This is a genomic window from Hymenobacter caeli, from assembly GCF_013294115.1.
Lineage (GTDB): Bacteria > Bacteroidota > Bacteroidia > Cytophagales > Hymenobacteraceae > Hymenobacter > Hymenobacter caeli.
This window is the reverse complement of the sequence record NZ_JABSNP010000008.1, coordinates 76478-99221: the sequence shown is the minus strand read 5'-3', so window position 1 is coordinate 99221 and position 22744 is coordinate 76478. Positions and strand designations below refer to the sequence as shown.

At 65.2% G+C, this 22744-nt stretch carries 20 protein-coding genes; 13 read left to right on the top strand and 7 right to left on the bottom strand.

The genetic code is table 11. The features are described 5' to 3' along the window. Positions 1 to 10: 10 nt before the first annotated feature. Both HNP98_RS10195 and HNP98_RS10190 read right to left on the bottom strand, forming a co-directional pair. Entirely contained in the window at positions 11 to 1294 is a 1284-nt protein-coding gene (locus tag HNP98_RS10195; RefSeq protein ID WP_317171093.1) for a family 16 glycosylhydrolase, read from the bottom strand. 28 nt (positions 1295 to 1322) lie between these two features. After that, on the bottom strand, positions 1323 to 2255 hold the full coding sequence (locus tag HNP98_RS10190; RefSeq protein ID WP_173809971.1) for a glycosyltransferase family 2 protein: 933 nt from the start codon (positions 2253 to 2255) through the stop codon (positions 1323 to 1325). A gap of 210 nt (positions 2256 to 2465) precedes the next feature. On the opposite strand from HNP98_RS10190, the gene HNP98_RS10185 reads away from it, so the two are divergent. From HNP98_RS10185 to HNP98_RS10175, 3 genes are read left to right on the top strand one after another with little or no spacing between them, the layout of a single operon-like run. After that, a complete protein-coding gene (locus tag HNP98_RS10185) occupies positions 2466 to 3995 on the top strand; it encodes an ArnT family glycosyltransferase (RefSeq protein ID WP_173809970.1) in 1530 nt (509 codons plus the stop codon). A gap of 46 nt (positions 3996 to 4041) precedes the next feature. Then, positions 4042 to 4815: a class I SAM-dependent methyltransferase gene (locus tag HNP98_RS10180; RefSeq protein WP_173809969.1), complete on the top strand. Its 774-nt coding sequence runs from the start codon at positions 4042 to 4044 to the stop codon at positions 4813 to 4815. Between the two features lie 52 nt (positions 4816 to 4867). After that, a complete protein-coding gene (locus tag HNP98_RS10175) occupies positions 4868 to 5851 on the top strand; it encodes a glycosyltransferase family 2 protein (RefSeq protein ID WP_173809968.1) in 984 nt (327 codons plus the stop codon). Positions 5852 to 5929: 78 nt separating this feature from the next. Here HNP98_RS10175 and HNP98_RS10170 read toward each other — a convergent pair whose 3' ends face one another. Together HNP98_RS10170 and HNP98_RS10165 are read right to left on the bottom strand one after the other, a co-directional pair. Further along, positions 5930 to 7582, bottom strand: a complete 1653-nt coding sequence (locus tag HNP98_RS10170; protein WP_173809967.1) for a glycosyltransferase family 39 protein — start codon at positions 7580 to 7582, stop codon at positions 5930 to 5932. Between the two features lie 43 nt (positions 7583 to 7625). Continuing rightward, positions 7626 to 8351, bottom strand: a complete 726-nt coding sequence (locus HNP98_RS10165) for a glycosyltransferase family 2 protein (RefSeq protein WP_173809966.1) — start codon at positions 8349 to 8351, stop codon at positions 7626 to 7628. Positions 8352 to 8677: 326 nt separating this feature from the next. Here HNP98_RS10165 and HNP98_RS10160 point away from each other — a divergent pair, with 326 nt between their 5' ends. After that, positions 8678 to 9406 carry a class I SAM-dependent methyltransferase gene (locus HNP98_RS10160; protein WP_173809965.1) on the top strand — a complete coding sequence of 243 codons (729 nt, stop codon included), beginning with the start codon at positions 8678 to 8680 and terminating at the stop codon, positions 9404 to 9406. 159 nt (positions 9407 to 9565) lie between these two features. Then, positions 9566 to 11131: a DUF2079 domain-containing protein gene (locus HNP98_RS10155; RefSeq protein WP_173809964.1), complete on the top strand. Its 1566-nt coding sequence runs from the start codon at positions 9566 to 9568 to the stop codon at positions 11129 to 11131. A gap of 17 nt (positions 11132 to 11148) precedes the next feature. Here the strand turns inward: HNP98_RS10155 and HNP98_RS10150 are convergent, their stop codons facing one another. After that, entirely contained in the window at positions 11149 to 11748 is a 600-nt protein-coding gene (locus HNP98_RS10150) for a Uma2 family endonuclease (protein ID WP_173809963.1), read from the bottom strand. 105 nt (positions 11749 to 11853) lie between these two features. On the opposite strand from HNP98_RS10150, the gene HNP98_RS10145 reads away from it, so the two are divergent. The 7 genes from HNP98_RS10145 to HNP98_RS10115 all read left to right on the top strand — a co-directional run bounded on the left by HNP98_RS10145 (position 11854) and on the right by HNP98_RS10115 (position 20422). Then, a complete protein-coding gene (locus tag HNP98_RS10145) occupies positions 11854 to 12483 on the top strand; it encodes an acyltransferase (RefSeq protein WP_173809962.1) in 630 nt (209 codons plus the stop codon). Positions 12484 to 12519: 36 nt separating this feature from the next. Further along, a complete protein-coding gene (locus tag HNP98_RS10140) occupies positions 12520 to 13815 on the top strand; it encodes a nucleotide sugar dehydrogenase (protein ID WP_173809961.1) in 1296 nt (431 codons plus the stop codon). Positions 13816 to 13915: 100 nt separating this feature from the next. Further along, complete coding sequence (gene galE / locus HNP98_RS10135) at positions 13916 to 14947, top strand: UDP-glucose 4-epimerase GalE (RefSeq protein WP_173809960.1); 1032 nt, start codon at positions 13916 to 13918, stop codon at positions 14945 to 14947. A gap of 72 nt (positions 14948 to 15019) precedes the next feature. After that, positions 15020 to 16072, top strand: coding sequence for a dTDP-glucose 4,6-dehydratase (rfbB, locus tag HNP98_RS10130; protein ID WP_173809959.1), 1053 nt, complete (start codon positions 15020 to 15022; stop codon positions 16070 to 16072). A 109-nt stretch (positions 16073 to 16181) separates the two neighbouring features. Further along, a complete protein-coding gene (locus HNP98_RS10125) occupies positions 16182 to 17189 on the top strand; it encodes an SDR family oxidoreductase (RefSeq protein WP_173809958.1) in 1008 nt (335 codons plus the stop codon). Between the two features lie 109 nt (positions 17190 to 17298). Continuing rightward, positions 17299 to 18180, top strand: a complete 882-nt coding sequence (rfbA, locus tag HNP98_RS10120) for a glucose-1-phosphate thymidylyltransferase RfbA (RefSeq protein WP_173809957.1) — start codon at positions 17299 to 17301, stop codon at positions 18178 to 18180. Positions 18181 to 18349: 169 nt separating this feature from the next. After that, complete coding sequence (locus HNP98_RS10115; RefSeq protein WP_173809956.1) at positions 18350 to 20422, top strand: OmpA family protein; 2073 nt, start codon at positions 18350 to 18352, stop codon at positions 20420 to 20422. A gap of 180 nt (positions 20423 to 20602) precedes the next feature. Here the strand turns inward: HNP98_RS10115 and HNP98_RS10110 are convergent, their stop codons facing one another. Continuing rightward, on the bottom strand, positions 20603 to 20944 hold the full coding sequence (locus HNP98_RS10110; protein WP_173809955.1) for a hypothetical protein: 342 nt from the start codon (positions 20942 to 20944) through the stop codon (positions 20603 to 20605). A gap of 118 nt (positions 20945 to 21062) precedes the next feature. Further along, the gene (locus HNP98_RS10105; RefSeq protein WP_173809954.1) at positions 21063 to 21245 is read right to left on the bottom strand and encodes a FeoB-associated Cys-rich membrane protein; all 183 of its coding nucleotides are present in this window, start codon (positions 21243 to 21245) and stop codon (positions 21063 to 21065) included. A gap of 241 nt (positions 21246 to 21486) precedes the next feature. On the opposite strand from HNP98_RS10105, the gene HNP98_RS10100 reads away from it, so the two are divergent. Continuing rightward, positions 21487 to 22614: a TlpA family protein disulfide reductase gene (locus HNP98_RS10100; RefSeq protein ID WP_173809953.1), complete on the top strand. Its 1128-nt coding sequence runs from the start codon at positions 21487 to 21489 to the stop codon at positions 22612 to 22614. Positions 22615 to 22744: the final 130 nt, after the last annotated feature.

The following is a 22744-nucleotide window of genomic DNA, read 5'->3' as shown; positions in this document are numbered from 1 at the left end:
GCGGCCGGAGCTAAGGTGCGGCCCCGGCGGGCGGCTCCAGCCAGGCCGCCGCAGGCCGCGAATCGGCCGGTTGGTCCAGCACGTACGCGGCCTGGTACCGCACCGCGGCCCCGAGCCCGAGGCGCACCCAATAGGCTCCCGGGGCCAGCCCCGCCAGGGGCGGGCGCCAGGGCCCGGGGGTGGCCGGGCCCGTGCGCAGGGCCCGGCCCTGAAGCGTAAGCACGGCCCAGTGCAGCGCGGCCGTGTCGGCGATGCTCACGGCGATGGGCGTGGCCCCGGGGCCAGCCAGCCAGGGGCCCTGCCACGCCGCCCCCGTGGGCAGCGGCAACGTGCTGGCGCAGGCGGGGTTGAAGTTGTCGCGCAGCGCCAGGTGCACCTGGCCACCGGGGGCCCGCCACAGCGCCCAGGCCTGCACGCCGGGCGGGTTGCTCCGCTCGGGGGCCACGGCGCGGGGAAACGCGAACAGGCCGGCCGTGGGCCCCGCCGCAAAGCCGAACGGGGCCGCCGGCAGCTGGCGGGGGCGGTAGATGCGGATGTAGTCGATGGCCAGCGTGTCGGCCGGGGCCCGCATCCAGGCCCACACGGCCAGGTTGGCGATGACGGCCATGCCGCAGCCCAGGGGCCGGAACCGGGTTTCGCGCCGGACGGGCACCCCATCGAAGTAAAACGTGAGCTGGCCCGGCAGCCACTCCAGCGCGTAGCGGTGGTACTGGCCCGCAAAACGGGTGGCGCGGGGCCAGTAGTAGAAGCACTGGCACTCGGGCTCCTCCACCGGGCCCGGCCGCCAGTAGTCGTGGGCGTGCAGGTGCACGTTGTTGCTGACGCCGCCGGGGTCGCCCTCGAATATGTCCACTTCGTCGGGGGTGCCGAACAGCCAGAAGGCCGGAAAAGCGCCCGCGGCGGCGGGTAGCCGGCACCGCATCTCGAACAGCCCGTAGCTGAGGCCCTCGCCGGGCGGGCACGGGGCGGGCCGCAGCGCGTCGGGGAGCGGGTGGCGGCCGTAGAGCATGCCCGACGCGTAGCGCAGTTGCTGCCCGCGGCCGTAGGGGCGCGGGGCAGCCAGCCGGTGCGCGGTCAGCAGTAGGAAGCCCCCGCGCACGTTCACTTCCTGGCCCTCGTAGTATTCGGTTTCGTAGCCGCCCAGGTTGCGCCCCCACGGGTAAGCCAAGCGCCACCGCGCCGCCACCGCCGCGCTGTCGCCGGCGGTGTTAAACTCGTCGGCCTGTTCCAGCCGCCAATTGGCGTAGCGCAACGAATCCTGCGCCTGAGCTGGCAGCAGCCGCAGGCCTAGCACTAACGCCAAGTATCTCGCAATTAAGCGGTTAGTCATTAAAATACTCCTGAATAAAGTACAGGGGTCGGTTTTGGTTTTCGCGGTAGCCGCGGAACACGTACTCGCCTAGAATACCCAGAAATAGCAGCTGGATGGAGCCCATGAAGTAAATGCTCAGCTCGAGCGACGACCACCCGGGCGGGGCTACCCCCAGGCCCTTGCTGGCCAGCACGTACACACCCGCTGCTAGGAACAGCACCATGCCGGACATGCCGGCGTAGAGGCAGATTTTGATGGGCAGGTTGGAAAAAGAGAACAGGGCGTCGAGGGCCAGGGCTAGCAGGCGGCCGTAGCCCATCTTGGGCACCGTGCCATCGGGGCGGGCCTGGCGGGCGTAGGGCACGGCCGCTTGCCGGAACCCGATGAACGAGCGCAGCCCCGGCAAATACCGATTTTTTTCGTGCAACGACAGGAATGCCGTCAGGGCCCGGCGGTTGAGCATCGAAAAATTGCCCACGTTGTCGGCTTCTTGCAACCGCGAAAAGTTACGAAAAATGCGGTGGAAGCCTCGGATGAGCACCTGCCGGCCCCAACCCTCGGCGCGGTCGGTACGGTGGCCGTAGGCCACGTCGTGGGCGTCGTAGCACAGCAACTCCCACATGCGGGGCAGCAGCTCGGGCGGGTCTTGCAGGTCGCCGTCCATCATGGCCACGTACCGGCCCCGGGCGGCGTGCAGGCCGGCGGTGTAGGCGGCCTGGTGGCCGAAGTTGCGCGAGAGGGCCAGCACCTTCAGGCGCGGCTCGGCGGCGCGGGCGGCCAGCAGCCGGGGTAGGGTGCCGTCGCGGCTGCCGTCGTCCACGCAAATTATTTCAAAGTCGGGGCCGATGGCGGCCAGCGCTGCCACACAACGCCCCACGAGCTGGTCAATCAATGCCTCTTCGTTGTACACCGGAATAACGAGCGAAAGGAGCGGGTCTGCCATGCGGCGAAGATAAGCCGTGTCCCCCACCGCGCGGGGGGTGCGCCACAGGCCAGGGGCGTATGCCCAGGCGGGGCAGAGCACTTACTTTTGGTCGGGTATCCGGTCCGCCGCCTTGCTTCGGTCCCGCTCAGCAAAGAGTCTTTCTCACGTCATCAGCGCGGGGCCGCGGTGGGCCGTATTGCGTCATTGTTTCTTTCCATGCTTTATTCCATGCCTTTATCCTCTACGCTGCGTGGCCCGCTGGCTGGCGGGCGGCAGTGGCTGCGGATGCCCGCCAACCAGCTCTTGCTGCTGCTACTGGGGCTGGCGGCTTTTCCGCTGCTCTTCGAGTTGGGCCGCTCGCCGGTGCAGCTCTGGGACGAGTCCCGCCTGGCCATGAACGCCATGGAGATGTCGCGCGGGGGCAACTGGTTGGTTACTACGTTCCAGGGCCAGCCCGACCATTGGAACACCAAGCCGCCGCTCCTGATTTGGCTCCAGGTCATTGCTTTTAAAACGCTGGGCTACAGCAACTGGGCGCTGCGGCTGCCCTCGGCCCTGGCGGCCCTGGGCACGGTGCTGCTGCTGTACCGCTTCGCGGCCGGCACGCTCCGCCGGCCGCTGGCGGGCTTTTTCGGCGGCCTGGTGCTGGTGACGGCGGCGGGCTACGTGCGCCTGCACGGGGCCCGCACCGGCGACTACGACGCCCTGCTGGCATTCTGGGAGGTAGTGGCTTGGCTGGCGTTTTTTCAGTACCTCGAAACCGCCCGGCTGCGCCACCTCTACTGGTTGGGGGCGGCCTTTACGGCCGCGGTGCTCACCAAGGGTGTGGCCGGGCTATTGGGCGGGCCGGCCCTGCTGGTGTACGCCGCGGCCCGGGGCAAGCTGCCCTGGCTGCTGCGCCAGCCGCGCCTGTACGTGGTGGCGGCTGTCGGCCTGGCCATCGTGGCTGCCTACTACCTGGCCCACGAGGCCCTGGACCCCGGCTACCTGGCCGCTGTGCGGGCAAACGAGCTGGGCGGCCGCTACAACCAAGTGCTGGACGGCCACACGGGGCCGTGGACGTATTATTTCGACCGGCTGTACACGATTGACTTTGCGGGCTGGATCTGGTGGCTGGTGCCCGCCGGGCTGGTATGGCTTCAGCCCGATCGCCTGGTACGCAGGGCTGGCAGCTTGCTGCTGCTGTTCGCGCTGGGCTGGATGCTGCTGTGCAGCGCGTCAGCCACCAAGCTGGAATGGTACGCCCTGCCAGCGTACCCGGCGCTGGCGCTGCTTATCGGGTTAGGGCTCGATTTTTTGTACCACGACGTGCTGGCGGCCAATCTGCCCCGTGTGCCCCGCGCATGGGCGTGGCCGCTGCGGGTAGGACTAGTAGCGGGGCTGTTCTTTTTTCCGTTCCGCGCCATCATGCGGCAGCTGGTGGACGAACGCTACAGCGACTACGGCACGGGCTCCGACGCCCACCTGGCCCGCTACGCCCAGCAAGTAGCCCAAGAGCAGCCGCTGCTCGATGGGTTCACGCTCCTCAACCAGGGGGGCTACAACCCGGTGCTGCTCTACTACCAGGCCGTGCTGCAACTGGCCGCTCACAAAACCGTTGCCATCCGCTACCAGGGCGAAGCCCGGGCGCTCCAGCCCGGCACCGTGGTGCTGGTGTGCGACCCCGCCTACCGTGCCCGCCTCGACTCGTCGTTTCAATTGGTGCTCGTGCACCAGGCCGCCCCCTGCGAAGCCGTGCTGTTGACCGCCCGCAAGTAGCGCCACCGGCTCCGCCGCCGGGGCCCGCGCCCTTACTTTTACCCCCATGGACCTCACTTACGAAGCCAAGTACCACCAAGTAGAAGAGCAGCACTGGTGGTTTGCCGGCCGCCGCGACGCCGTGTACGACCTCGTGCAGGGCCTGGGCCTGGGCCCGGAAGCGGCCATCCTGGAGGTGGGCTGCTCGGGCGGACCTCTGTTGCAACGGCTGCGGGCGGCCGGCTACGCTGATGTAAGCGGCATCGACGTGAGCGGCCCGGCCATCGCGCTGGCCCAGGCCCGGGGCGTGCCCAACGTGGCCGTGATGGACGGGGCTGCCTTGGCGTTTGCCGACGAGCGCTTCGACTTAGTGGTTGCCTCCGACGTGCTCGAGCACATCGCCGATGAGGCCCGGGCGCTGCGCGAATGGACGCGGGTGCTGCGCCCCGGCGGGCGGCTGCTGGTATTCGTGCCCGCCCACGCCTACCTGTGGAGCGCCCACGACGTGGTGAACCACCACTTCCGGCGCTACTCCCGCTCTGGGCTGGTGGGAGCTTTGGAGCGGGCCGGCCTGCGGGTGCGGCGCAGCTCGTTCTGGAACGCCGCGCTGTACTTCCCCACGGCGGCCCTGCGCCTGGCCAAGCGACTGATGCACAATCCGTTGGATGCTGCCTACCAGCCCGGGGCCACCGGCGACCTCCACCACTTCCCCGGCCCCGCCAACCGCCTGCTGCTGGCTTGGCTGCAAGGCGAAAACCGCCTGCTGCGCCACTTCGACCTGCCGCTGGGCGTGAGCGTGTTCGCCCTGGCCGAAAAGCCCGGCCCGGCCCCCGGGCGGTAGCACTGGTGCCGCCGCCCCGACTTTACTTGCCCATTCCTACTTTTTTGCCCGCGTGGAGCTGTCCGTCGTCATTCCCATCTACAACGAGGAAGCCAACATCGGCGAGCTGTACCAGCGCCTAATGGGCGTACTGGAAGCCATGCCCCTGCCGGGCGGCTTCGAGCTGATTTTTGTGAACGACGGCTCGCGCGACCAGTCGCTACCGCTGCTGCTGAACCTGGCCGGGCGCGATGAGCGGGTGCGCTACATCGACTTCAGCCGCAATTTTGGCCACCAGATTGCTGTTTCGGCGGGCCTCGACCGAGCCCGGGGCGCGGCCGTGGTCATCATCGACGCCGACTTGCAGGACCCGCCCGAACTCATTCCATCGCTCTGCCAGAAGCTGCGCGAGGGCTACGAGGTGGTGTACGCCAAGCGCCGCTCGCGGCAGGGCGAGAGCTTCGGTAAGCGCCTCACGGCCCGCCTGTTCTACCGCATCCTGGCCAACATCACGCACATTTCCATTCCGGTCGATACCGGCGACTTTCGCATCATTTCGCGCAAGGTGGTAGAGGGCCTGCGCCTGATGCCGGAGCAAAATAAGTTTTTGCGGGGCCAGATTTCGTGGATTGGCTACCGCCAAACCTTTGTGGAGTACGACCGGGCCGAGCGGGCCGGCGGGGCCACCGGCTACACCTACCGCAAGATGGTGCGCCTGGCCCTGGACGGCATCACGGCCTTCTCCGACGCGCCGCTGAAGGCGGCCACGCTCAGCGGCTTCGTGGTGTCGGGGGTGGCGTTTCTGGTGGTGCTCTACACGCTGTACGCCCGCTTCGTGACCCGCGACTACCAGCCGGGTTGGGCCTCGCTCATGGTCAGCATCCTGTTTCTGGGCGGCGTGCAACTGATTGCGGTGGGCATCATCGGCGAGTACATTGCCCGGCTTTCGGCCAACGTGCGTCAGCGCCCGCTTTACCTCATTTCGGCCACCAACACCGCCCCGCCCGCCCCCGGCCGCCCGGAACCGCCTGGGGTGCAGGGCTCCGCCCCTTGGTAACCTTGCAATGGTAAATGGGCCGCCAGTCGTTACTCAGTCAATGAGTTATAAGCTGATTAATGCCTGATAACGAATAACTTAATGCCGGCCGTCGGTGATGACCTGGGGGCCATAGCAGCTCCAGCAGATTTCGGCCGCGGACCGGGGCGGGGAGGGCGGCAGCGGGAAGGTGGCCGCCGCGAAGCGGGCCGCCCGCCGGGCGTCGGTCAGGTCGTAGCACTGGGCGTAGGCCAGGGGGTAGCCCACGGCTTCGTCGGGCATGTGCCAGGGCACCGCGATGCGGGGGCCCCGGTGCCCGATGCTGTCGAGGTAAGTGGTCAGGTCGTGGGCCTCGGCCGGGTCGAAGTGCACCAGCACCACCCACACCCGGCGGCCGCGGAAGGCGTCCACTTCTTGCAGGTAGCGGCGCTCGGCCCCGGGCAGGTGGCGGTAGCAGTGGCCCAGGCGGTAGGGGGCCAGGCCGTAGCGCGGCCCGTACCAGCGCAGGTACTGGCCGGCCCCGTAGTAGGCGTACACGGCGTCGGCGGGGCGGCGGGCCCGCGCCAGTTTCGCCAGCAGCGGCTTGGCGTCTTCCATGCAGTAGGGCGGCAGGTTGTGCCGCGTGGTGCTGTAGGCCACGGGCGCGGCCCCCAGGGCCAGCACCGCCGCGCCCAGCGGCCGGCTCCGGGCCCGGGCCCAGCGCACGGCCTCCTGCAACGCCGCGAACACCAGCAGCACCAGGACGGGCACCAGGAAATCCATCAGGCGCGCGCGCAGCGGGAACTGCTGGAGCGCCGAAGCCGCCGCGGCTACCGCCCAGGGGGCCAGCAGCAGCAGGGCCGCCTCGCGCCGCCGCCGCCACAGCAGCCCCGCCCCCAGCACGCCGGCGGCCACCCACGCGCTGGCGGGGTGCGGCCAGCCCAGGCCGTTGGCCCAGCGCTCCGCCAGCTCGCCCCACAGCACCGCTGGCAGGCGGGCGCTGAGCGGCAGCAGGCCCTCGCGCCAGAAGTAGTGCATGAAGGCCCGCGTGACGGGCCGCAGCAGGAACTGGGCCAGCGCCAGGCTGGCCCCGCTGCCCGCGGCCCAGGCCCCCACCACCGCCAGCGTGGCCCACAGGCGGGGCCGGCCGGGGTCGCGCAGGGCCAGCAGCGCCAGCGCCGCGCCGCAGCCGGCCAGCACCAGCACCGACGCCTGCGAATAGAACGGCAGCACCAGCCCGGCCAGCGCCGCCCCCACCCACCAGCGCCCCGGGGGCCGCGCCGCGCCGCGCAGGCCCAGGGCCAGCCGCAGCACCAGCAGCGCCCCGGCCACGTCGCCGGCGTACTGCTTGGCCTGGCCGCTGTAGTACACGAAGGTGAAGCCCACGGCCACCGTGAGCACGGCCAGCGGCACCAGCCGCTCGTCGAGCACGCGCCGGGCCACGGCCCACAGCAGCCCCAGCGCCGCCAGCGAGGCCAGCAGCGAGGGCAGGCGCAGCGACTGCTCGGAGGGCCCCAGCGCCACCAGGCAGGCTTTTTCTGCCAGTAGAAACAGCGGCGGGGCCACCTGGGCCTCGGCCAGCGGCGTGCCCAGCAGCGGGCCCAGCGGGCGCGTGGCCACGTTGTGCAGCACGGCCAGCTCGTCCATAAAAAACGTGGTGCCCAGCGCCCACTGCCACAGCCGCAGCCCCGCGCCCACCAGTACCGCGCCCAGCGCCAGCCACCACCACACTGTGCGGCGGGCGGGGGCTTCTCCCGTGCCGAAATTTTCCATAAGAGCTGCCGCTGTGCTGCCGTGTGCCTGCCGGAGCCGGTGGCTACGCCCCAAGCAGCCCGTATTTGAGGATGCAGTAGATGGCGCGGAAGCCGTCGCGCCAACCGATTTTTTTGCCCTCGGCGTAGGTGCGGCCGTAGTAGCTGATGCCCACTTCGTACACGCGGATGTCGCGCAGGCGGCCCACCTTGGCCGTCACCTCGGGCTCGAAACCGAAACGTTTTTCCTCCAGCTTCATGCCCTGGATGATGTCGCGCCGGAAGAGTTTGTAGCACGTCTCCATGTCGGTCAGGTTCAAGTCCGTCGTGGCGTTGGAAAGGAAAGTGAGCAGCTTGTTGCCGATGCTGTGCCAGAAAAACAGGATGCGGTGCGGGTTGCCGCCCAAAAAGCGTGAGCCGAACACCACGTCGGCAAAGCCCTTCAGGATGGGCTTCATCAGCAGGTTGTATTCCTCCGGGTCGTACTCCAGGTCGGCGTCCTGGATGATGACGTAGTCGCCGGTGGCCTCGCGGATGCCCGTGTGCAGGGCCGCGCCCTTGCCCTGGTTCACGGCGTGCTCCAGCAGGCGCAGGCCCAGGGCGGGGTACTGGGCGGCGTAGGCCCGGATGGTGGCCGCCGAGGCGTCGGTCGAGCAGTCGTTGACGAGGATGATTTCCTTGGCAATGCCGTTGGTCAGCTCCAGCTCGCGCAGCAGGTCCAGAATCTGGTGAATCGTCCGGGCCTCGTTGTACACCGGGATGACGATGGAGAGTGTGTCGAATTTAACCAAGAGGAGGGAGCGGTTAAGACGTGGTGAACGAAAGAGAACAGACCTGCCTTGCGGCTGCTACTCAAGGTATTGGGGTTTCCCAAGGCCCCGGCTTTTCGGCGGGGCGCAGCGGCCGGCTGGGGCGGTGTTGGAACGCCAATATTACGTAAGTAATGGATTTATAAGGCCCTATCACATTTCTTTACGCCAAGAACGTGCCGCCGGTTTGTTTTTTTGGTGCCACCGGCCGGGCGGCCGCACCGGCCCAGGCCCAGCTTTATTTTGCGGCCGGTAGGGCCCCGGTTGCCTGCCGCCGGGCGTCCTTTGCGTCGTTTACGCTCCGCTTTATGCCTCCACCTTCCCCCGCCGACGCGGCCCACTACCTCGGCGACGAGCTGGTACTGGCCGAGCACGCCACCCACTGGAAGGCCTACTACGGGGCCCTGCTGCGGCCCTACCTGCGCGGGCGGGTGCTGGAAGTGGGGGCCGGCATCGGGGGCACCACCCGGGCCCTGTGCGACGGCCGCCCCGCCGACTGGCTGTGCCTGGAGCCCGACGCCGCCCTGGCCGCGCAGCTCCGCGCCCGGCGGGCCGCGGGGGGCCTGCCGCCCGCCGTGCGCCTGCGCGTGGGCACGCTCGCCGCCCTGCCCGCCGCCGAGGGCCTGTTCGACGCCGTGCTCTACGTCAACGTCGTCGAGCACATCGAAGACGATGCCGCCGAGCTGGCCCGCGCCTACGCCCGCCTGGCCCCGGGCGGGCACTTGCTCGTGCTGGTGCCGGCCCACCAGTGGCTGTTCAGCCGGTTCGACGCCGCCATTGGCCACTTCCGGCGCTACTCGCGGGCCCGGCTGCGGCGGGCGCTGCCCACCGGCGGGCGCGTGCGCCGGCTCGTGTACCTCGACAGCCTGGGCCTGCTGGCGGCGGCCGCCAGCAAGCTGCTGCGCCAAACCTACCCCACGCTGGCCCAGGTCCGGCTCTGGGACCGGGGCCTGGTGCCCGTATCGCGCCGGCTCGACCGGCTCCTCGGCTACGGCGTGGGCAAGTCGGTGCTGGCCGTGGTGGAAAACCCGGGGTAGGGAGTGTTAGCTTTTTTTATCATAATTTACTGTTAATCAGTTTATTAATAAAAATTTGACGGATGGCTATAATTAACGAGCTAGGACGTTTGAGGCATAGTGTACAAAAAAGGCCGTCATTCCGTGACGAGCAACTTATAGGTAAATAACCAGCTTTTGATGGCCCCCGCCCACGAAAATTCTGCCTACGAAAGTTCTTATAGCCGACCGCTGGGCAACGCGCCGGCCGGCCGGCGGCGGGGGCCGGCACTGCCGCTGGCCCTGGCTGGAGTGGTGTACGCACTGGTTTCGCTCGTCAACCAGTACAACTTTCGCACGGCGGCCCTCGACCTGGGCCTGGCCGCGCAGGTGGTGGGCGACTGGGCGCACGGGCGCGTGGCCTATGCCGCCCTGCTGCTTGATTCGCCACCGACCAATTTTTTGTCCGTTCACTTCAGCCTAACGCCCGTCCTGGCCGTGCCGCTCTACTGGCTAGTGGGCGGCGCGTGGGCCCTGCTGCTAATGCAGTTGGGGGCTGTGCTGCTGGGGGCCCTGGGCGTGTGGCGCTACGCCCGGGCCCGGGGGGCCACCGGCGGCGAGGCCCGCTGGGCCCTGGCTTTCTTCTGCTGCCAGTGGGGCATTTTTTCGGCCCTGGGCTTCGACTACCACGACAACGTGGTGGGGGCCATGGCCGTGCCGTGGCTGGCGCTGTGGGCGGGGCAGGGGCGCTGGGGATGGGCGGCCGCGGCGGCCCTGTTCTTGTTGGTAAGCAAGGAAAACATGGCCCTCTGGCTGGTATTCGTGCTGCTGGGCCTGGCCTGGCAGCACCGGCACCGGCGGGGCGCGGTGGCGGGCCTGGGGCTGGCCGCCGCGGGTGCCCTAGGCTACTTCCTGCTGGTAACGCACTGGGTGATGCCGGCGCTGGACGTGGCCCAGCGGCCGTTTTCGCAGGTGGTGCGCTACCGGCAGTGGGGCGCGTCGGTGCCCGGCATGGCCTGGAACCTGCTCTGCCACCCGCAGCTGCTGGCGCAGGCACTGTTCTGCAACACCGACCCCTCGGGGGCCTACGACTACGTGAAGCTGGAGCTGTGGGGGGCGCTGCTCTGCTCGGGGGCCCTGGCGCTGCGGCGGCAGCCGTGGTACGCGCTGATGCTGGTGCCCATCGTGGGCCAAAAGCTGTTGGCCAACGACCCGGCCCTGTGGGGCATCAACCAGCAGTATTCCATCGAGTTTGCGCCCGTACTGGCGCTGGCGCTGGTGGATGCGGTGCGGCGGCGGCCGGCCGGGTCGGCGCGGCGGCGCGGCTGGCGGTGGGCCCTGGCCGGGGCGGCGGGGTTCACGCTCGTCACGCTGTACGCGCGGCAGAGCAAGTGGTACGACCGCGCCACCACCAACTTCCTCACTGGCCGCCACTACCGCTGCCCCTACGACCGGGCCGCCCTGCGGGCGGCCCTGGCCCGGCTGCCGGCCCGGGGCCCGCTGAGCGTGCAATCCAACCTGGTGCCGCAGCTGCCCGCCCCCCGGCGGCTCTATCTGTTCCCGGTGCTGCGCGACGCCGCGGGGGTGGTGCTACTGCGCCACCCCGACGAAGCCGCCGGCTGGCCCCTGCGCCCCGAAGAAAGCCAAAAAGCCCTGGCCCAACTGCGGGCCCGCCCCGATTTCCGGGTGGCCTACGAAGACGCCCAGCTCGTGGTGTTTGCCCGCCGGGGCCCCGTGCCCGACCCGGCGGAGGTGTTGCATTTTTAATTTTTTTGCCCGGGGCCTTAGCCGGCCGCGGCCAGCGCCACATCGGCGTAGGCGTCGGCCAGGGCCAGCCGGCAGCCAATGGGCCCCAGGTCGAGCACGGCGGCGAGGTCGCGGGTTTCGGTCAGCACCCAGCGGCCCAGCTCGTCGAGGGTGTACAGCTCGGCGTGTACCCGTTCCGAATCCAGCAGCAGGTACTGGCGCAGGCTGGGGATTTGGCGGTAATACATAAATTTTTCGCCCCGGTCGTTGTTGGCCGTCGACGGCGAAAGCACCTCCACCAGCAGCGTGGGGTTGAGGAGGGTGTCGGGCTTTTTGTCCTCGTTGAACACTGGCGGGCCGCACACCACCGTCAGGTCGGGGTACACGTAGGCGCTGCCGCTCAAGATTTGCAGGCGCTGGTCGCTGCCCACCGGCGTACATGAAGAGTTGCGCAACTGGGTTCCAATCGCAATGGTCAGATTGGCGCAAATGCGGTTGTGGGCGAAGCTGGCCCCCGCCATCGCCCGGATTTCTCCCTCGAAATACTCGTGCTTAAGCTCAGCCTGCCGCTCCAGGCGCAGGTAATCGGCGGGCGAAACGTATTCGGCGGCAGCGGCGGAGAAAGCGGGGAAGCCCATGAGAAGCAACGGGTGCGATTGGTCCAAAAATACGACCTGGGGCCCCACCGCCAACCAACCCCGCCCGCGCCCTTACCTTTGCGCCCTGCAAACCCACCGGCCCGGATGCCCCACGCTGCCCCTGCTTTCTACGCCCACCCCACGGCCGTGCTCGACGAGGGCTGCCAGATTGGGCGCGGCAGCCGCGTGTGGCATTTCTGCCACGTAAGCGCCGGGGCCGACGTCGGCGAAGACTGCAACCTGGGCCAGAACGTGTTCGTGGCCGACGGCGTGCGGCTGGGCCGCAACGTGAAAGTGCAGAACAACGTGAGCCTCTACGGCGGCGTGGTGTGCGAAGACGACGTGTTTCTGGGGCCCTCGGTGGTGTTCACGAACGTGAAGAACCCGCGGGCCGCCGTGCCCCGCCAGGGCCCCGGCCACTACCAAACCACGCACCTGGAGCAGGGCGTGACCGTGGGGGCCAACGCCACCATCGTGTGCGGCGTGCGCCTGGGCCGCTACGCCTTCGTGGGGGCGGGCAGCGTCGTCACGCGCGACGTGCCGGCCCACGCCTTGGTGTACGGCACCCCCGCCCGCCCCCAGGGCTGGATGAGCACCGCCGGCCACCGCCTGCGCTTCGACAAAAAGCGCCGCGCCACCTGCCCCGAAACCGGCGAAGCTTACGAGCTGAGCCCCGACGAAAAAACGGTGCACCCCGTGCCGGCCACGGCCGAAAAACCGCCTGCTTCGCGCTAGTTATCCCCTTTATTTTAGCCACTTACCATTCCCGACGTGTACGACCAACTATTGCGCAAAGAGGCCACGCTGGCCGTCATCGGCCTCGGCTACGTGGGGCTGCCCATCGCCCTCGAATTTGCCAAGCAGCTCAAGGTCATTGGCTTCGACATCAACGCCGGGCGCATCGCGCAGATGCAGCAGGGCATCGACCCCAGCGGCGAGCTGGACAAGGCGGCCTTCGACGGCTGCGACATCGCCTTCACCGACTCGCTGGACGTGCTGCGGCAGGCGCGGTTCTTCATCGTGGCCGTGCCCACGCCCATCGACGAGCACGCCCAGCCCGACCTGAAGCCGCTGCTCGGGGCCTCCACCTCGATGGGCAAGGTGCTAAAGCGCGGCGACTACGTGGTGTTCGAGAGCACCGTGTACCCGGGCTGCACCGAGGAAGACTGCATCCCGGTGATGGAGAAGCTCTCGGGCCTGAAATTCCCGCACGACTTCAAAGTGGGGTACTCGCCCGAGCGCATCAACCCCGGCGACAAGGAGCACACCCTCACCAGCATCGTGAAGGTGGTGGCGGGCTGCGACGCGGAAAGCCTCGGCGTGGTGGCGCAGGTGTACGAGCTGGTGGTGAAGGCCGGCGTGTACCGGGCCAGCAGCATCCGGGTGGCCGAGGCCGCCAAAATCATCGAAAACACCCAGCGCGACGTCAACATCGCGCTGATGAACGAGCTGTCGATGATTTTCGACCGCATGAGCATCAACACCTACGAGGTGCTGGAGGCGGCCGCCACGAAGTGGAACTTCCTCAAGTTCAGCCCCGGCCTGGTGGGCGGCCACTGCATCGGCGTCGACCCGTACTACCTCACCTACAAGGCCAAAGAGCTGGGCTACGACGCCAAAGTGATTTTGAGCGGCCGCACCACCAACGACAACATGGGGGCCTACATCGCCCGCAAAACGGTGCAGATGATGATCAAGAAAGGCAAGGACGTGGCCAAGAGCCGGGTGCTGGTGATGGGCGCGACTTTCAAGGAAAACGTGGAGGACATCCGCAACTCCAAGGTGGCCGACGTGATTCAGGAGCTGAAAAATTTCTCGGTGAACGTGGACATCGTGGACCCCCACGCCGACTCCGACGAGCTGCTGCACGAGTACGGCTTCCGCCTGACGGCCACCGACGACCTGCGCACCGATTACGACGCCGTGATTGTGGCCGTGGGCCACAAGGCCTACGCCGCCAAAGACGAGGCTTACTTCAAGTCCATCACGGCCGACAACGCCGTACTAGTAGACATCAAGGGCCTGTACCGCAACCAGATGCAGGAGTTGCACTACTGGAGCTTGTAAGTTTTGAGCTGTTAGCCGTTAGCCGTTAGCTATTATAGTATAGTAGCTGACCGCCTGACAGAAAGCTAACGGCTAGTCGCTAATAGCTAACAGCTTAAAAATGAAGAAGATTCTCGTTACCGGCGGTGCCGGCTACATCGGCTCCCACACGGTGGTAGAACTGGCCCAGGCGGGCTACGAGCCGGTCATCATCGACAATTTTAGCAACTCGAAGGAGTCGGTGCTGGCGGGCCTGCACGCCATTTTGGGGCGCGACGTGCCGTGCTACGCCATCGACTGCGGCGACGCCGAGGCGCTGCGCGAAGTGTTCCGGGCGGAGGGCAATGTTGCGGGCGTTATTCACTTCGCGGCCTTTAAGGCGGTGGGCGAGTCGGTGCAGAAGCCGCTGGCCTACTTCCACAACAACGTGGGCTCGCTGCTGACGCTGCTGCAAGTGATGCCCGAGTTCGGGGTGGAGAACCTGGTGTTCTCGTCGTCGTGCACCGTGTACGGCAACCCCGACGCGCTGCCCGTGACGGAGGCCACGCCCACCAAGCCGGCCACCTCGCCCTACGGCCGCACCAAGCAGATGTGCGAAGACGTGGTGCACGACGTGGCGGGGGCCACGAGCAATAAGCTGCGCACCATTCTGCTGCGCTACTTCAACCCGATTGGGGCCCACGCTTCGGCCAAAATCGGCGAGCTGCCCTTGGGCACGCCCAACAACCTGGTGCCGTTCATCACGCAAACGGCGGCGGGCATCCGCGAGCAGCTGACGATTTTCGGCAACGACTACGCCACGCCCGACGGCACCAACGTGCGCGACTACATCCACGTGGTGGACCTGGCCAAGGCCCACATCGTGGCCGTGCAGCGCCTGCTCGACCGCAAAGCCGCCGACGCCGTGGAAACCTTTAACATCGGCACCGGCCACGGCAACACGGTGCTGGAAGTAGTGAAGACGTTTGAGCAAGCCAGCGGCCAAAAGCTGAACTATAGCATCGGCCCGCGCCGCCCCGGCGACGTGCCCGCCATCTACGCCGACGCTACCAAGGCTGCCACCGTGCTCGGTTTTAAAACCGAAACCTCGCTCTTCGACTCGCTGGCCAGCGCCTGGAAATGGCAGGTTGCTTTGCAAGCCGTTAGCCATTAGCTGTTAGCTTTTTGCCGAATTAGTCGAACATAAAGCTAATAGCTAGCAGCTATTAGCGAAAAGCTTAAACCTATGAAACTCATCATCACCGGCGGGGCCGGTTTCATCGGGTCGCACGTGGTGCGGCTGTTCGTTACGAAGTACCCCGATTATCAGATTATTAACCTGGATGCGCTGACCTACGCGGGCAACCTGGAAAACCTGCGCGACATTGAGAATGCGCCCAACTACCGCTTCGTGAAGGGCGACATTTCCGACCAGGCGTTCATCGACGAGCTGTTTGCCAAGGAAGAGCCCGACGCCGTGATTCACCTCGCCGCCGAGAGCCACGTCGACCGCAGCATCACCGACCCCATGGCGTTTGTGAAAACCAACGTCATCGGCACCGTGAATTTGCTGAACGCGGCGCGCCACCTGTGGCAGCCGGGCGGCTACGCCGGCCACACCTTCTACCACGTGAGCACCGACGAAGTATACGGCTCGCTGGACTTCGGCCCGGAGATGTTCACGGAGGAGACTTCCTACGACCCCCGCTCGCCGTATTCGGCCTCGAAGGCCAGCTCCGACCACTTCGTGCGCGCCTGGCACCACACCTATGGCCTGCCCGTCAAGCTCAGCAACTGCTCGAACAACTACGGCCCCAACCACTTCCCCGAGAAGCTGATTCCGCTGGCCATCCACCGCCTGCGCACCGGCCAGCCGGTGCCCGTGTACGGCAAGGGCGAAAACGTGCGCGACTGGCTCTTCGTGAAGGACCACGCCACGGCCATCGACGCCGTGTTTCACAGGGGCAAGCTGGGCGATACCTACAACATCGGCGGCGTGAACGAGTGGCAGAACCTGAAGCTCATCGAGCTGCTCTGCGACGTGGTGGACCAGAAAACCGGCCAGGGCCCCGGCACCTCGCGCCAGCTCATCAAGTTTGTCACGGACCGCGCGGGCCACGACATGCGCTATGCCATCGACTCCAGCAAGATTATGAACGAGCTGGGCTGGAAGCCGTCCGTCACCTTCGAGCAGGGCCTGGCCCAAACCGTGGACTGGTACCTCGCTAACGAGGAATGGCTGAACAGCGTGACCAGCGGCGCTTACCAAGACTACAACGTCCGCCAATACGGTGCTTAATTATGAATTATAAATTATGAGTTATGAATTGGCAAAATCAGACCTAATGTCTTGTGAAAAGCCAGTTCTAATTCATAATTCATAATTCAAAACTCATAATTCAAACCAAGTGTACGATACCCCCTTCCACGACCGGCCGCTGTCGGGCACCACGTTTCTGGTTACCGGCGGCGCGGGCTTCATCGGCTCCAATTTGGTAGAATACCTGCTGAAGTACGGGGCCAAAAAGGTGCGGACCCTGGACAACTACTCCAACGGCTTCCGCAAAAACCTGGCGCTGTTTGCGGGCAACGGGGCCCTGGAAATCGTGGACGGCGACATCCGCAACGCCGAGACGTGCGCGGCGGCCTGCGCGGGCATCGACGTGGTGCTGCACCAGGCGGCCCTGGGCTCGGTACCGCGCTCCATCAAAGACCCGGTGCTGACCAACGACGTGAACGTGGGCGGCTTCGTGCAAATGCTGACCGCCGCCAAGGACGCGGGCGTGCAGCGCTTCGTGTACGCGGCCTCCAGCAGCACCTACGGCGACCACCCCGGCCTGCCCAAGGTGGAAGACCGCATCGGCAAGCCGCTCTCGCCCTACGCCGTCACGAAGTACGCCAACGAGCTGTACGCCGACGTGTTTGCCCGCACCTACGGGCTGGAAATCATCGGCTTGCGGTACTTCAACATCTTCGGGCCCCGGCAAGACCCGGGCGGGGCTTACGCGGCCGTCATTCCGCTGTTCATCGACGCCATTCTGGAAAACCAGGCCCCTACGCTGAACGGCGACGGCGGTCAAACCCGCGACTTCACCTTCGTGGAGAACTGCGTGCAGGCCAACATTCGCGCCGCCCTCACCACCAACCCCGGGGCCCTGAACCAAGTGTACAACATCGCCGTGGGCGACCGTACCTCGCTGGTGCAGCTATACGACATCCTCCGCGAGGAAGCCGGCTCGGACCTGGCCCCGCAGTTCGGCCCCGACCGCGCCGGCGACATCCGCGACTCGCTGGCCGACATCGGCAAGGCCGGCAACCTGCTCGGCTACGCGCCCCAGATTCGCATCCGCGAGGGCTTGCAGCAGACGCTGGACTGGTTCAAGGCCAACCAGGCATTTATTCAGAAAAGAAATTAATGGCTAAGTATTGAGTTGTTATTTGTTGATTATCAAACTGTTAATTTCATTGACAATAAACAATGCTCCGATAATCAACAATTTAACAATCAACAATTAAACAATTCAAATGAAAGGCATTATCCTCGCCGGCGGCTCCGGCACCCGGTTGCACCCCCTCACCCTGGCCGTTAGCAAGCAGCTGATGCCGGTGTACGACAAGCCCATGATTTACTACCCGCTGAGCATCCTGCTGATGGCCGGCATCCGGGAAGTGCTGATTATCACCACGCCCCACGACCAGGCGCAGTTCCAGAAACTGCTCGGCGACGGCAAAAGCCTGGGCTGCGATTTCCAATACGTGGTGCAGGCGGTGCCCAACGGGCTGGCGCAGGCCTTCGTGCTGGGCGCGGATTTCATCGGCCAGGACAGTGTGGCGCTGGTGCTGGGCGACAACATTTTCTACGGCGCGGGCCTGGAGGAGCTGCTGAAATCGAACAGCCACCCCGACGGCGGCGTGGTGTACGCCTACCACGTGCACGACCCCGAGCGCTACGGCGTGGTGGAGTTCGACGCCGACAAAAAGGCCCTCAGCATCGAGGAGAAGCCGGCCCAGCCCAAGAGTAACTACGCCGTGCCGGGCCTGTACTTCTACGACAACAGCGTGGTGGAAATCGCCAAGAACCTGGAAATGAGCCCCCGCGGCGAGTACGAGATTACCGACGTGAACAAGGAATACCTGCGCCGCGGCAAGCTGAAGGTCGGCATCCTGAGCCGGGGCACGGCCTGGCTCGACACGGGCACCTTCGAGAGCCTGATGCAGGCCGGCGAGTACGTGCGCGTGATTGAGCAGCGCCAGGGCCTGAAGGTGGGCGCCATCGAGGAAGTGGCGTACCGCCAGGGCTTCATCACGGCCGACGAGCTGCGGGCCCTGGCCCTGCCGCTGCGCAAGAGCGGCTACGGCGACTACCTGATGAACCTGCCCGAGCAGCTGGTGCTGGGCGCGCAGTAAGCTTGCCCGGGTTGGCGGGGCCCCGCCAACCCAAGCGGAAGGGGCCCCGTACCTGTACCGCAGGACGCGGCTTTTGGCTAAATTAGCACGGCTAAAATGGCCCTTACTCGTTCAGCACGCGGCATTTGCGTGTTTCTATCTCCGCAGCGGCATTATCCGCTGACCAGCTATGAAGATTCCTTTTTTACTCTTTGCTCTGACGGCGGCGGCGGCGGCGGCCCCGGCAGCGCAGGCCCAGCACGCGGTGTGGGCCAGCAAGCTGGTGGCCGTGTCGTCGCAAAAATCGGAGGGCAAGGCAGCCTATTCGCCCGACCAGGTGCTGGGGGCCCCCAACGCGCTGCCGCTGGGCCAAATCAACGACAAGGCCTGGATTCCGAAGCGCGAGGGCCGCGACGAGTTCATTGAAGTGCGCTTCGCCCGCTCGGTGCTGGCCCAGCAGGTTACGGTGGTGGAAAACTTCAACCCCGGGGCCGTGACGCGCATCGAGCTGGTGGACACCAAAGGTGAGCACCACGACGTGTACACCAACGACAACCCCGGGCCCCTGCCCGACTCGTACCGCACGCTGGAAGTGAAGGTGGCCCCGGCCAAGCCCGCCTACCGCACCGTGGGGGCCGTGGTGCACCTGAACACGGCCAAGGTGGAGGGCGTGAACCAGGTCGACGCCATCGGCGTGGCCGACGTGACGCAGAGCATGGTGAAGAAGGACTTCAAGGCCCCCGACGCGGGCGCGGCCGGCGTGGCCCGCTTCGACTCGTCGCTCGTGAACCTGGGACCCACCGTGAACAGCCAGTACGTGGACACCCACCCCGTGATTTCGCCCGACGGCCGCACCCTGTACTTCGCCCGTCAGAACCACCCCGGCAACGTGGGGGGCCGCAACGACCCGCAGGATGTGTGGTACTCGACCTTGCAAAGCGCCAGTGCCAAAACCTGGGGCGCGGCCAAAAACCTGGGGGGCCCCGTGAACACCGCCAACGACCCCAACGGCTTGGCCTCGGTATCGGCCAATGGCCAGCGCCTGCTGCTGCTGGGCCACTACACCCCCGAGGGCCTGGTGCCCAAGGGCCCCAGCGTGTCGAGCCACGGCGCCGGTGGCTGGTCGGCCCCGGTCGACGTGGTCATCGAGGACTTTTACAACAACGACGACGAGCACGCCGACTACTTCCTCGCCACTTCGGGCAAGGCCCTGCTGCTGGCCGTGGAGCGCACCGACGGCCTGGGCGAGCAGGATTTGTACGTGAGCTTTCCGAAGCCCAGCCCCCCCGGCCAACCCGTGACGTGGACGCGCCCGCGCAACCTGGGGCCCAACGTGAACACCAAAAAGGCCGATTTCGCCCCCTTCCTGGCCCCGGATGAGAAGACGCTGTATTTTGCCAGCGAAGGCCGCGGCGGCTACGGCAAGTCGGACATATTTTACTCCAAGCGCCTCGACGACAGCTGGACGAACTGGAGCCCGCCCCGCAACCTGGGCAGCGCCGTGAACTCGCCCGACTTCGACGCCTACTACACCGTATCGGCAGCCGGCGACGACGCCTACCTGGTCTCGACCCGCAACGGCATCAAGGACTCGAAGGACATCTTCCGCATTGCCCTGGCCCCCGCCTTCAAGCCCGAAGCCGTGACGCTGGTGCGCGGCCAGGTGCTGGACGCCGCCACCAAAAAGCCCATCAAGGCCATCATCCACTACGAAAATCTGCTGACGGGCGAGGAAATCGGCACCGCCGAAACCGACCCCACCGACGGCTCCTACACCATTGTGCTGCCCGGCGGTGTACAGTACGGCTACCGCGCCGAGGCCGCCAACTACATCGCCGAAAACGCCAACCTCGACGTGACGGCCCGCGACAAGTACTCGGAGCAAACCCAGGACCTGTTCATGGTGCCCTTCGTGGTGGGCCAGACGGTGAAGCTCAACAACATCTTCTTCCAGCAGAGCAAGTACTACCTGCGCACCAGCTCCTATCCCGAGCTGTCGCGCCTCATCCGCATCATGCGCGACTACCCGACGGTGGAAATCAAGCTCGGGGGCCACACCGACAACCAGGGCGACCCGGCCCTGAACCTCAAGCTGAGCCTCGACCGCGTGAACGAAGTGCGCAAATACCTCATCAGCAAAGGCATCACGCCAGCCCGCATCACCACCGAGGGCTACGGCGGCACCAAGCCCGTGGCCAGCAACGACCAAGAAGACACCCGCGCCCTCAACCGCCGCGTGGAGTTCACGATTACTAAGAAGTAAGCGGGGTTTTTGGTCTAAACCCTACCAAAACGGTCATGCTCATTTGGCGTCCGCGCAGCCGAAGCATCTCTCCCGCTGAGTGACCCAATCAATTAGATTACCCAGCGGGGGAGATGCTTCGGCTGCGCGGACGCCAGATGGGCATGACCGTTTTTTAATGGTCGCACACGCAAAATAGCGCTACTTATCCTTCTTGGTCAGGTTTTTACCTAAATCTTCCACTTGCTTGAGGAAGTCATCGGTGTCGGTGTCGGCGTACACGCCGTAGGCCGAGGCGATGGTGCCCTTCACGCCGTCGTTGGCTTCGATGGCGTAGAGGATGGACGTGTCGTCGGGGTTGCTTTCGCCCTCGAAGCGGTAGAAATCCACGATGGTCACTTCTCCGGGCGTGTAGCTTTTGCTAGTGCTCGTGTCCATGGTGTGCAGGCGGCCATCGGTCACGGTGAAGTCCTGGGTGAAGCCGTCCTTGTTCAGCTTGTTCTCGACGTTGACGAGCGAGCGTTCTTCTTCTTTGTCTTGCATGGCGAGGGGCGGTAATTGGTGGGAAAATAAAGCCCCGCCGCGGGGCAGTAGCTCGGCAGCTATACGGGCCGCTGGCAGCCGCAGGTTACCACGTTGCTAAAATTACCTCAGGTCGGCCTCAGCGCCCGGTGCGGGCCGCGATGGTGCGCTCCAAGCGGTCCACGTCGATGCCACCGCAGGCCCCGCAGCCCTTGGCGCAGCCCACTTGCTCTTTCGAGAAGAAGGCCCGCCACGCCCGGCGGCCCAGAAAAAATAGGACCCCCAACACGATGGCAGCCACAAGGATATATTGAACTAGCATAGCTGTTTAGAAACGCCGGGGGCCTAGCAAAAGTTTGCGCTGGGGCCCCGGGTTACGTTTGGGGCGGGTGCTGTAAGTGGAGGTGCTGGTTAGAAGCCGAATAAATTTACATATTGCGAACGACCGTTTACAACACGTAAAAAGCTCTTTGTAACTCATCTTAAGACTAGTTAACCCACACAACAAGCTCTAAACTACCCCACTTTAGCGCGTATACTTACCGCTAATCAGGTTCCTTCACATGAAATATAATTTACTCTTCGCTCTTTTGGTACTAGGCGCTGGGCAGCACATTTTCGCGCAAACAGGAGCTGATAGGCTCCACACCTATCGTACAACTATTGCTGCACTCAACGCCGCTGACTACGAGGTACAACGAATTGATACCATCGGTACGAGCACTGTTTGGACCCGTACTGGCCAAGTAGTGCTCCAACGAAACCCAAAAAGTAAGTTGCTGGGTGTGAGCTTTATCGGGCATCGTCCAGATTTGGGTGCCTCCTATTACTACAATGGTAATGTGGGATTCGACCTAGACGACAAGGCCAAAACCTTCCGCGTCATTAAAGACCCTTATGACCAAACAATCTTAGGGAGTCCGACGGGGCAATTGCTAGTCGAGGAACTCTTAGCCATTGACTCTACCTACCAAAGCGTTACCTACAGCCCGAGCCCGCAGGGTGGGGTGCTGCACTTACGCTATCCCGACCAACCAGCTGTTGATGTCTTGAACCGTTCTACCGACTTGTTCTTGGATGGCACAACCGGTCTGGTCCGCGCCGTGCGAACGTCAATGGTGCGCGGAGGCCGCCCTTGGATTACGCGCAAGTTGCTCTCAAAAGTTCAGCTTAACGCGGCCGCTCGAACGCAAGAGCTACAAACCCCTGCTTTCCTAGCCGAATACAGTCCAGTCGTGCCGGCTCCCGCGCCCGTGGCAGCCCCTTCGCTACTCGGGCGGCCGGCTCCACCCTTTCAGCTACTGAGTTCTACCAAGACCCCGATTAAGTTGCAGACCTACCGAGGCAAAGTAGTGGTACTGGACTTTTGGGAAACGTCCTGTGCCCCCTGCATCGCGTCCATGCCCAAATTGCAGCAGCTACAGAATACCTATCCGGGCCAGGTGGTAGTCATTGGCGTCTTGTTAGACCAGTCCAAGGGGGCCACTGCCCGGGCAGAAGGCATTTTGCATCGCCAGCAGGCAACGTATCTCCATGTGGTGGGGACCCCCGCGGAGGAGACAGCGTACCACGTCACCAGTTTTCCCCACTATGTAGTGGTTGGCAAGGATGGGAAAGTGATACTGGATAAAGAGGGAGGTAGTCAGATGGAAGCGATAGCCGCAGCAGTTAAAAGCGCGGTAGCCAACTAGCTATTTCTAAATAGTTCTAATATTTATGCTTAGAATTAGTTATGTATAACCTGCACTTATTACAAGAGTGGGGACATAACTCGGATTATGTTAAAGGACTAAAACCAGAACCAACCAAGACACTCCCGGG

What these genes read in the sequence shown, in the direction of transcription:
- HNP98_RS10190 (WP_173809971.1), bottom strand. Translation starts at nt 2,255, where the DNA reads ATGGCAGACCCGCTCCTTTCGCTCGTTATTCCGGTGTACAACGAAGAG.
- HNP98_RS10185 (WP_173809970.1), top strand. Translation starts at nt 2,466, where the DNA reads ATGCCTTTATCCTCTACGCTGCGTGGCCCGCTGGCTGGCGGGCGGCAG.
- HNP98_RS10180 (WP_173809969.1), top strand. Translation starts at nt 4,042, where the DNA reads ATGGACCTCACTTACGAAGCCAAGTACCACCAAGTAGAAGAGCAGCAC.
- HNP98_RS10170 (WP_173809967.1), bottom strand. Translation starts at nt 7,582, where the DNA reads ATGGAAAATTTCGGCACGGGAGAAGCCCCCGCCCGCCGCACAGTGTGG.
- HNP98_RS10160 (WP_173809965.1), top strand. Translation starts at nt 8,678, where the DNA reads ATGCCTCCACCTTCCCCCGCCGACGCGGCCCACTACCTCGGCGACGAG.
- HNP98_RS10155 (WP_173809964.1), top strand. Translation starts at nt 9,566, where the DNA reads ATGGCCCCCGCCCACGAAAATTCTGCCTACGAAAGTTCTTATAGCCGA.
- HNP98_RS10150 (WP_173809963.1), bottom strand. Translation starts at nt 11,748, where the DNA reads ATGGGCTTCCCCGCTTTCTCCGCCGCTGCCGCCGAATACGTTTCGCCC.
- HNP98_RS10145 (WP_173809962.1), top strand. Translation starts at nt 11,854, where the DNA reads ATGCCCCACGCTGCCCCTGCTTTCTACGCCCACCCCACGGCCGTGCTC.
- galE (WP_173809960.1), top strand. Translation starts at nt 13,916, where the DNA reads ATGAAGAAGATTCTCGTTACCGGCGGTGCCGGCTACATCGGCTCCCAC.
- rfbB (WP_173809959.1), top strand. Translation starts at nt 15,020, where the DNA reads ATGAAACTCATCATCACCGGCGGGGCCGGTTTCATCGGGTCGCACGTG.
- rfbA (WP_173809957.1), top strand. Translation starts at nt 17,299, where the DNA reads ATGAAAGGCATTATCCTCGCCGGCGGCTCCGGCACCCGGTTGCACCCC.
- HNP98_RS10115 (WP_173809956.1), top strand. Translation starts at nt 18,350, where the DNA reads ATGAAGATTCCTTTTTTACTCTTTGCTCTGACGGCGGCGGCGGCGGCG.
- HNP98_RS10110 (WP_173809955.1), bottom strand. Translation starts at nt 20,944, where the DNA reads ATGCAAGACAAAGAAGAAGAACGCTCGCTCGTCAACGTCGAGAACAAG.
- HNP98_RS10105 (WP_173809954.1), bottom strand. Translation starts at nt 21,245, where the DNA reads ATGCTAGTTCAATATATCCTTGTGGCTGCCATCGTGTTGGGGGTCCTA.
- HNP98_RS10100 (WP_173809953.1), top strand. Translation starts at nt 21,487, where the DNA reads ATGAAATATAATTTACTCTTCGCTCTTTTGGTACTAGGCGCTGGGCAG.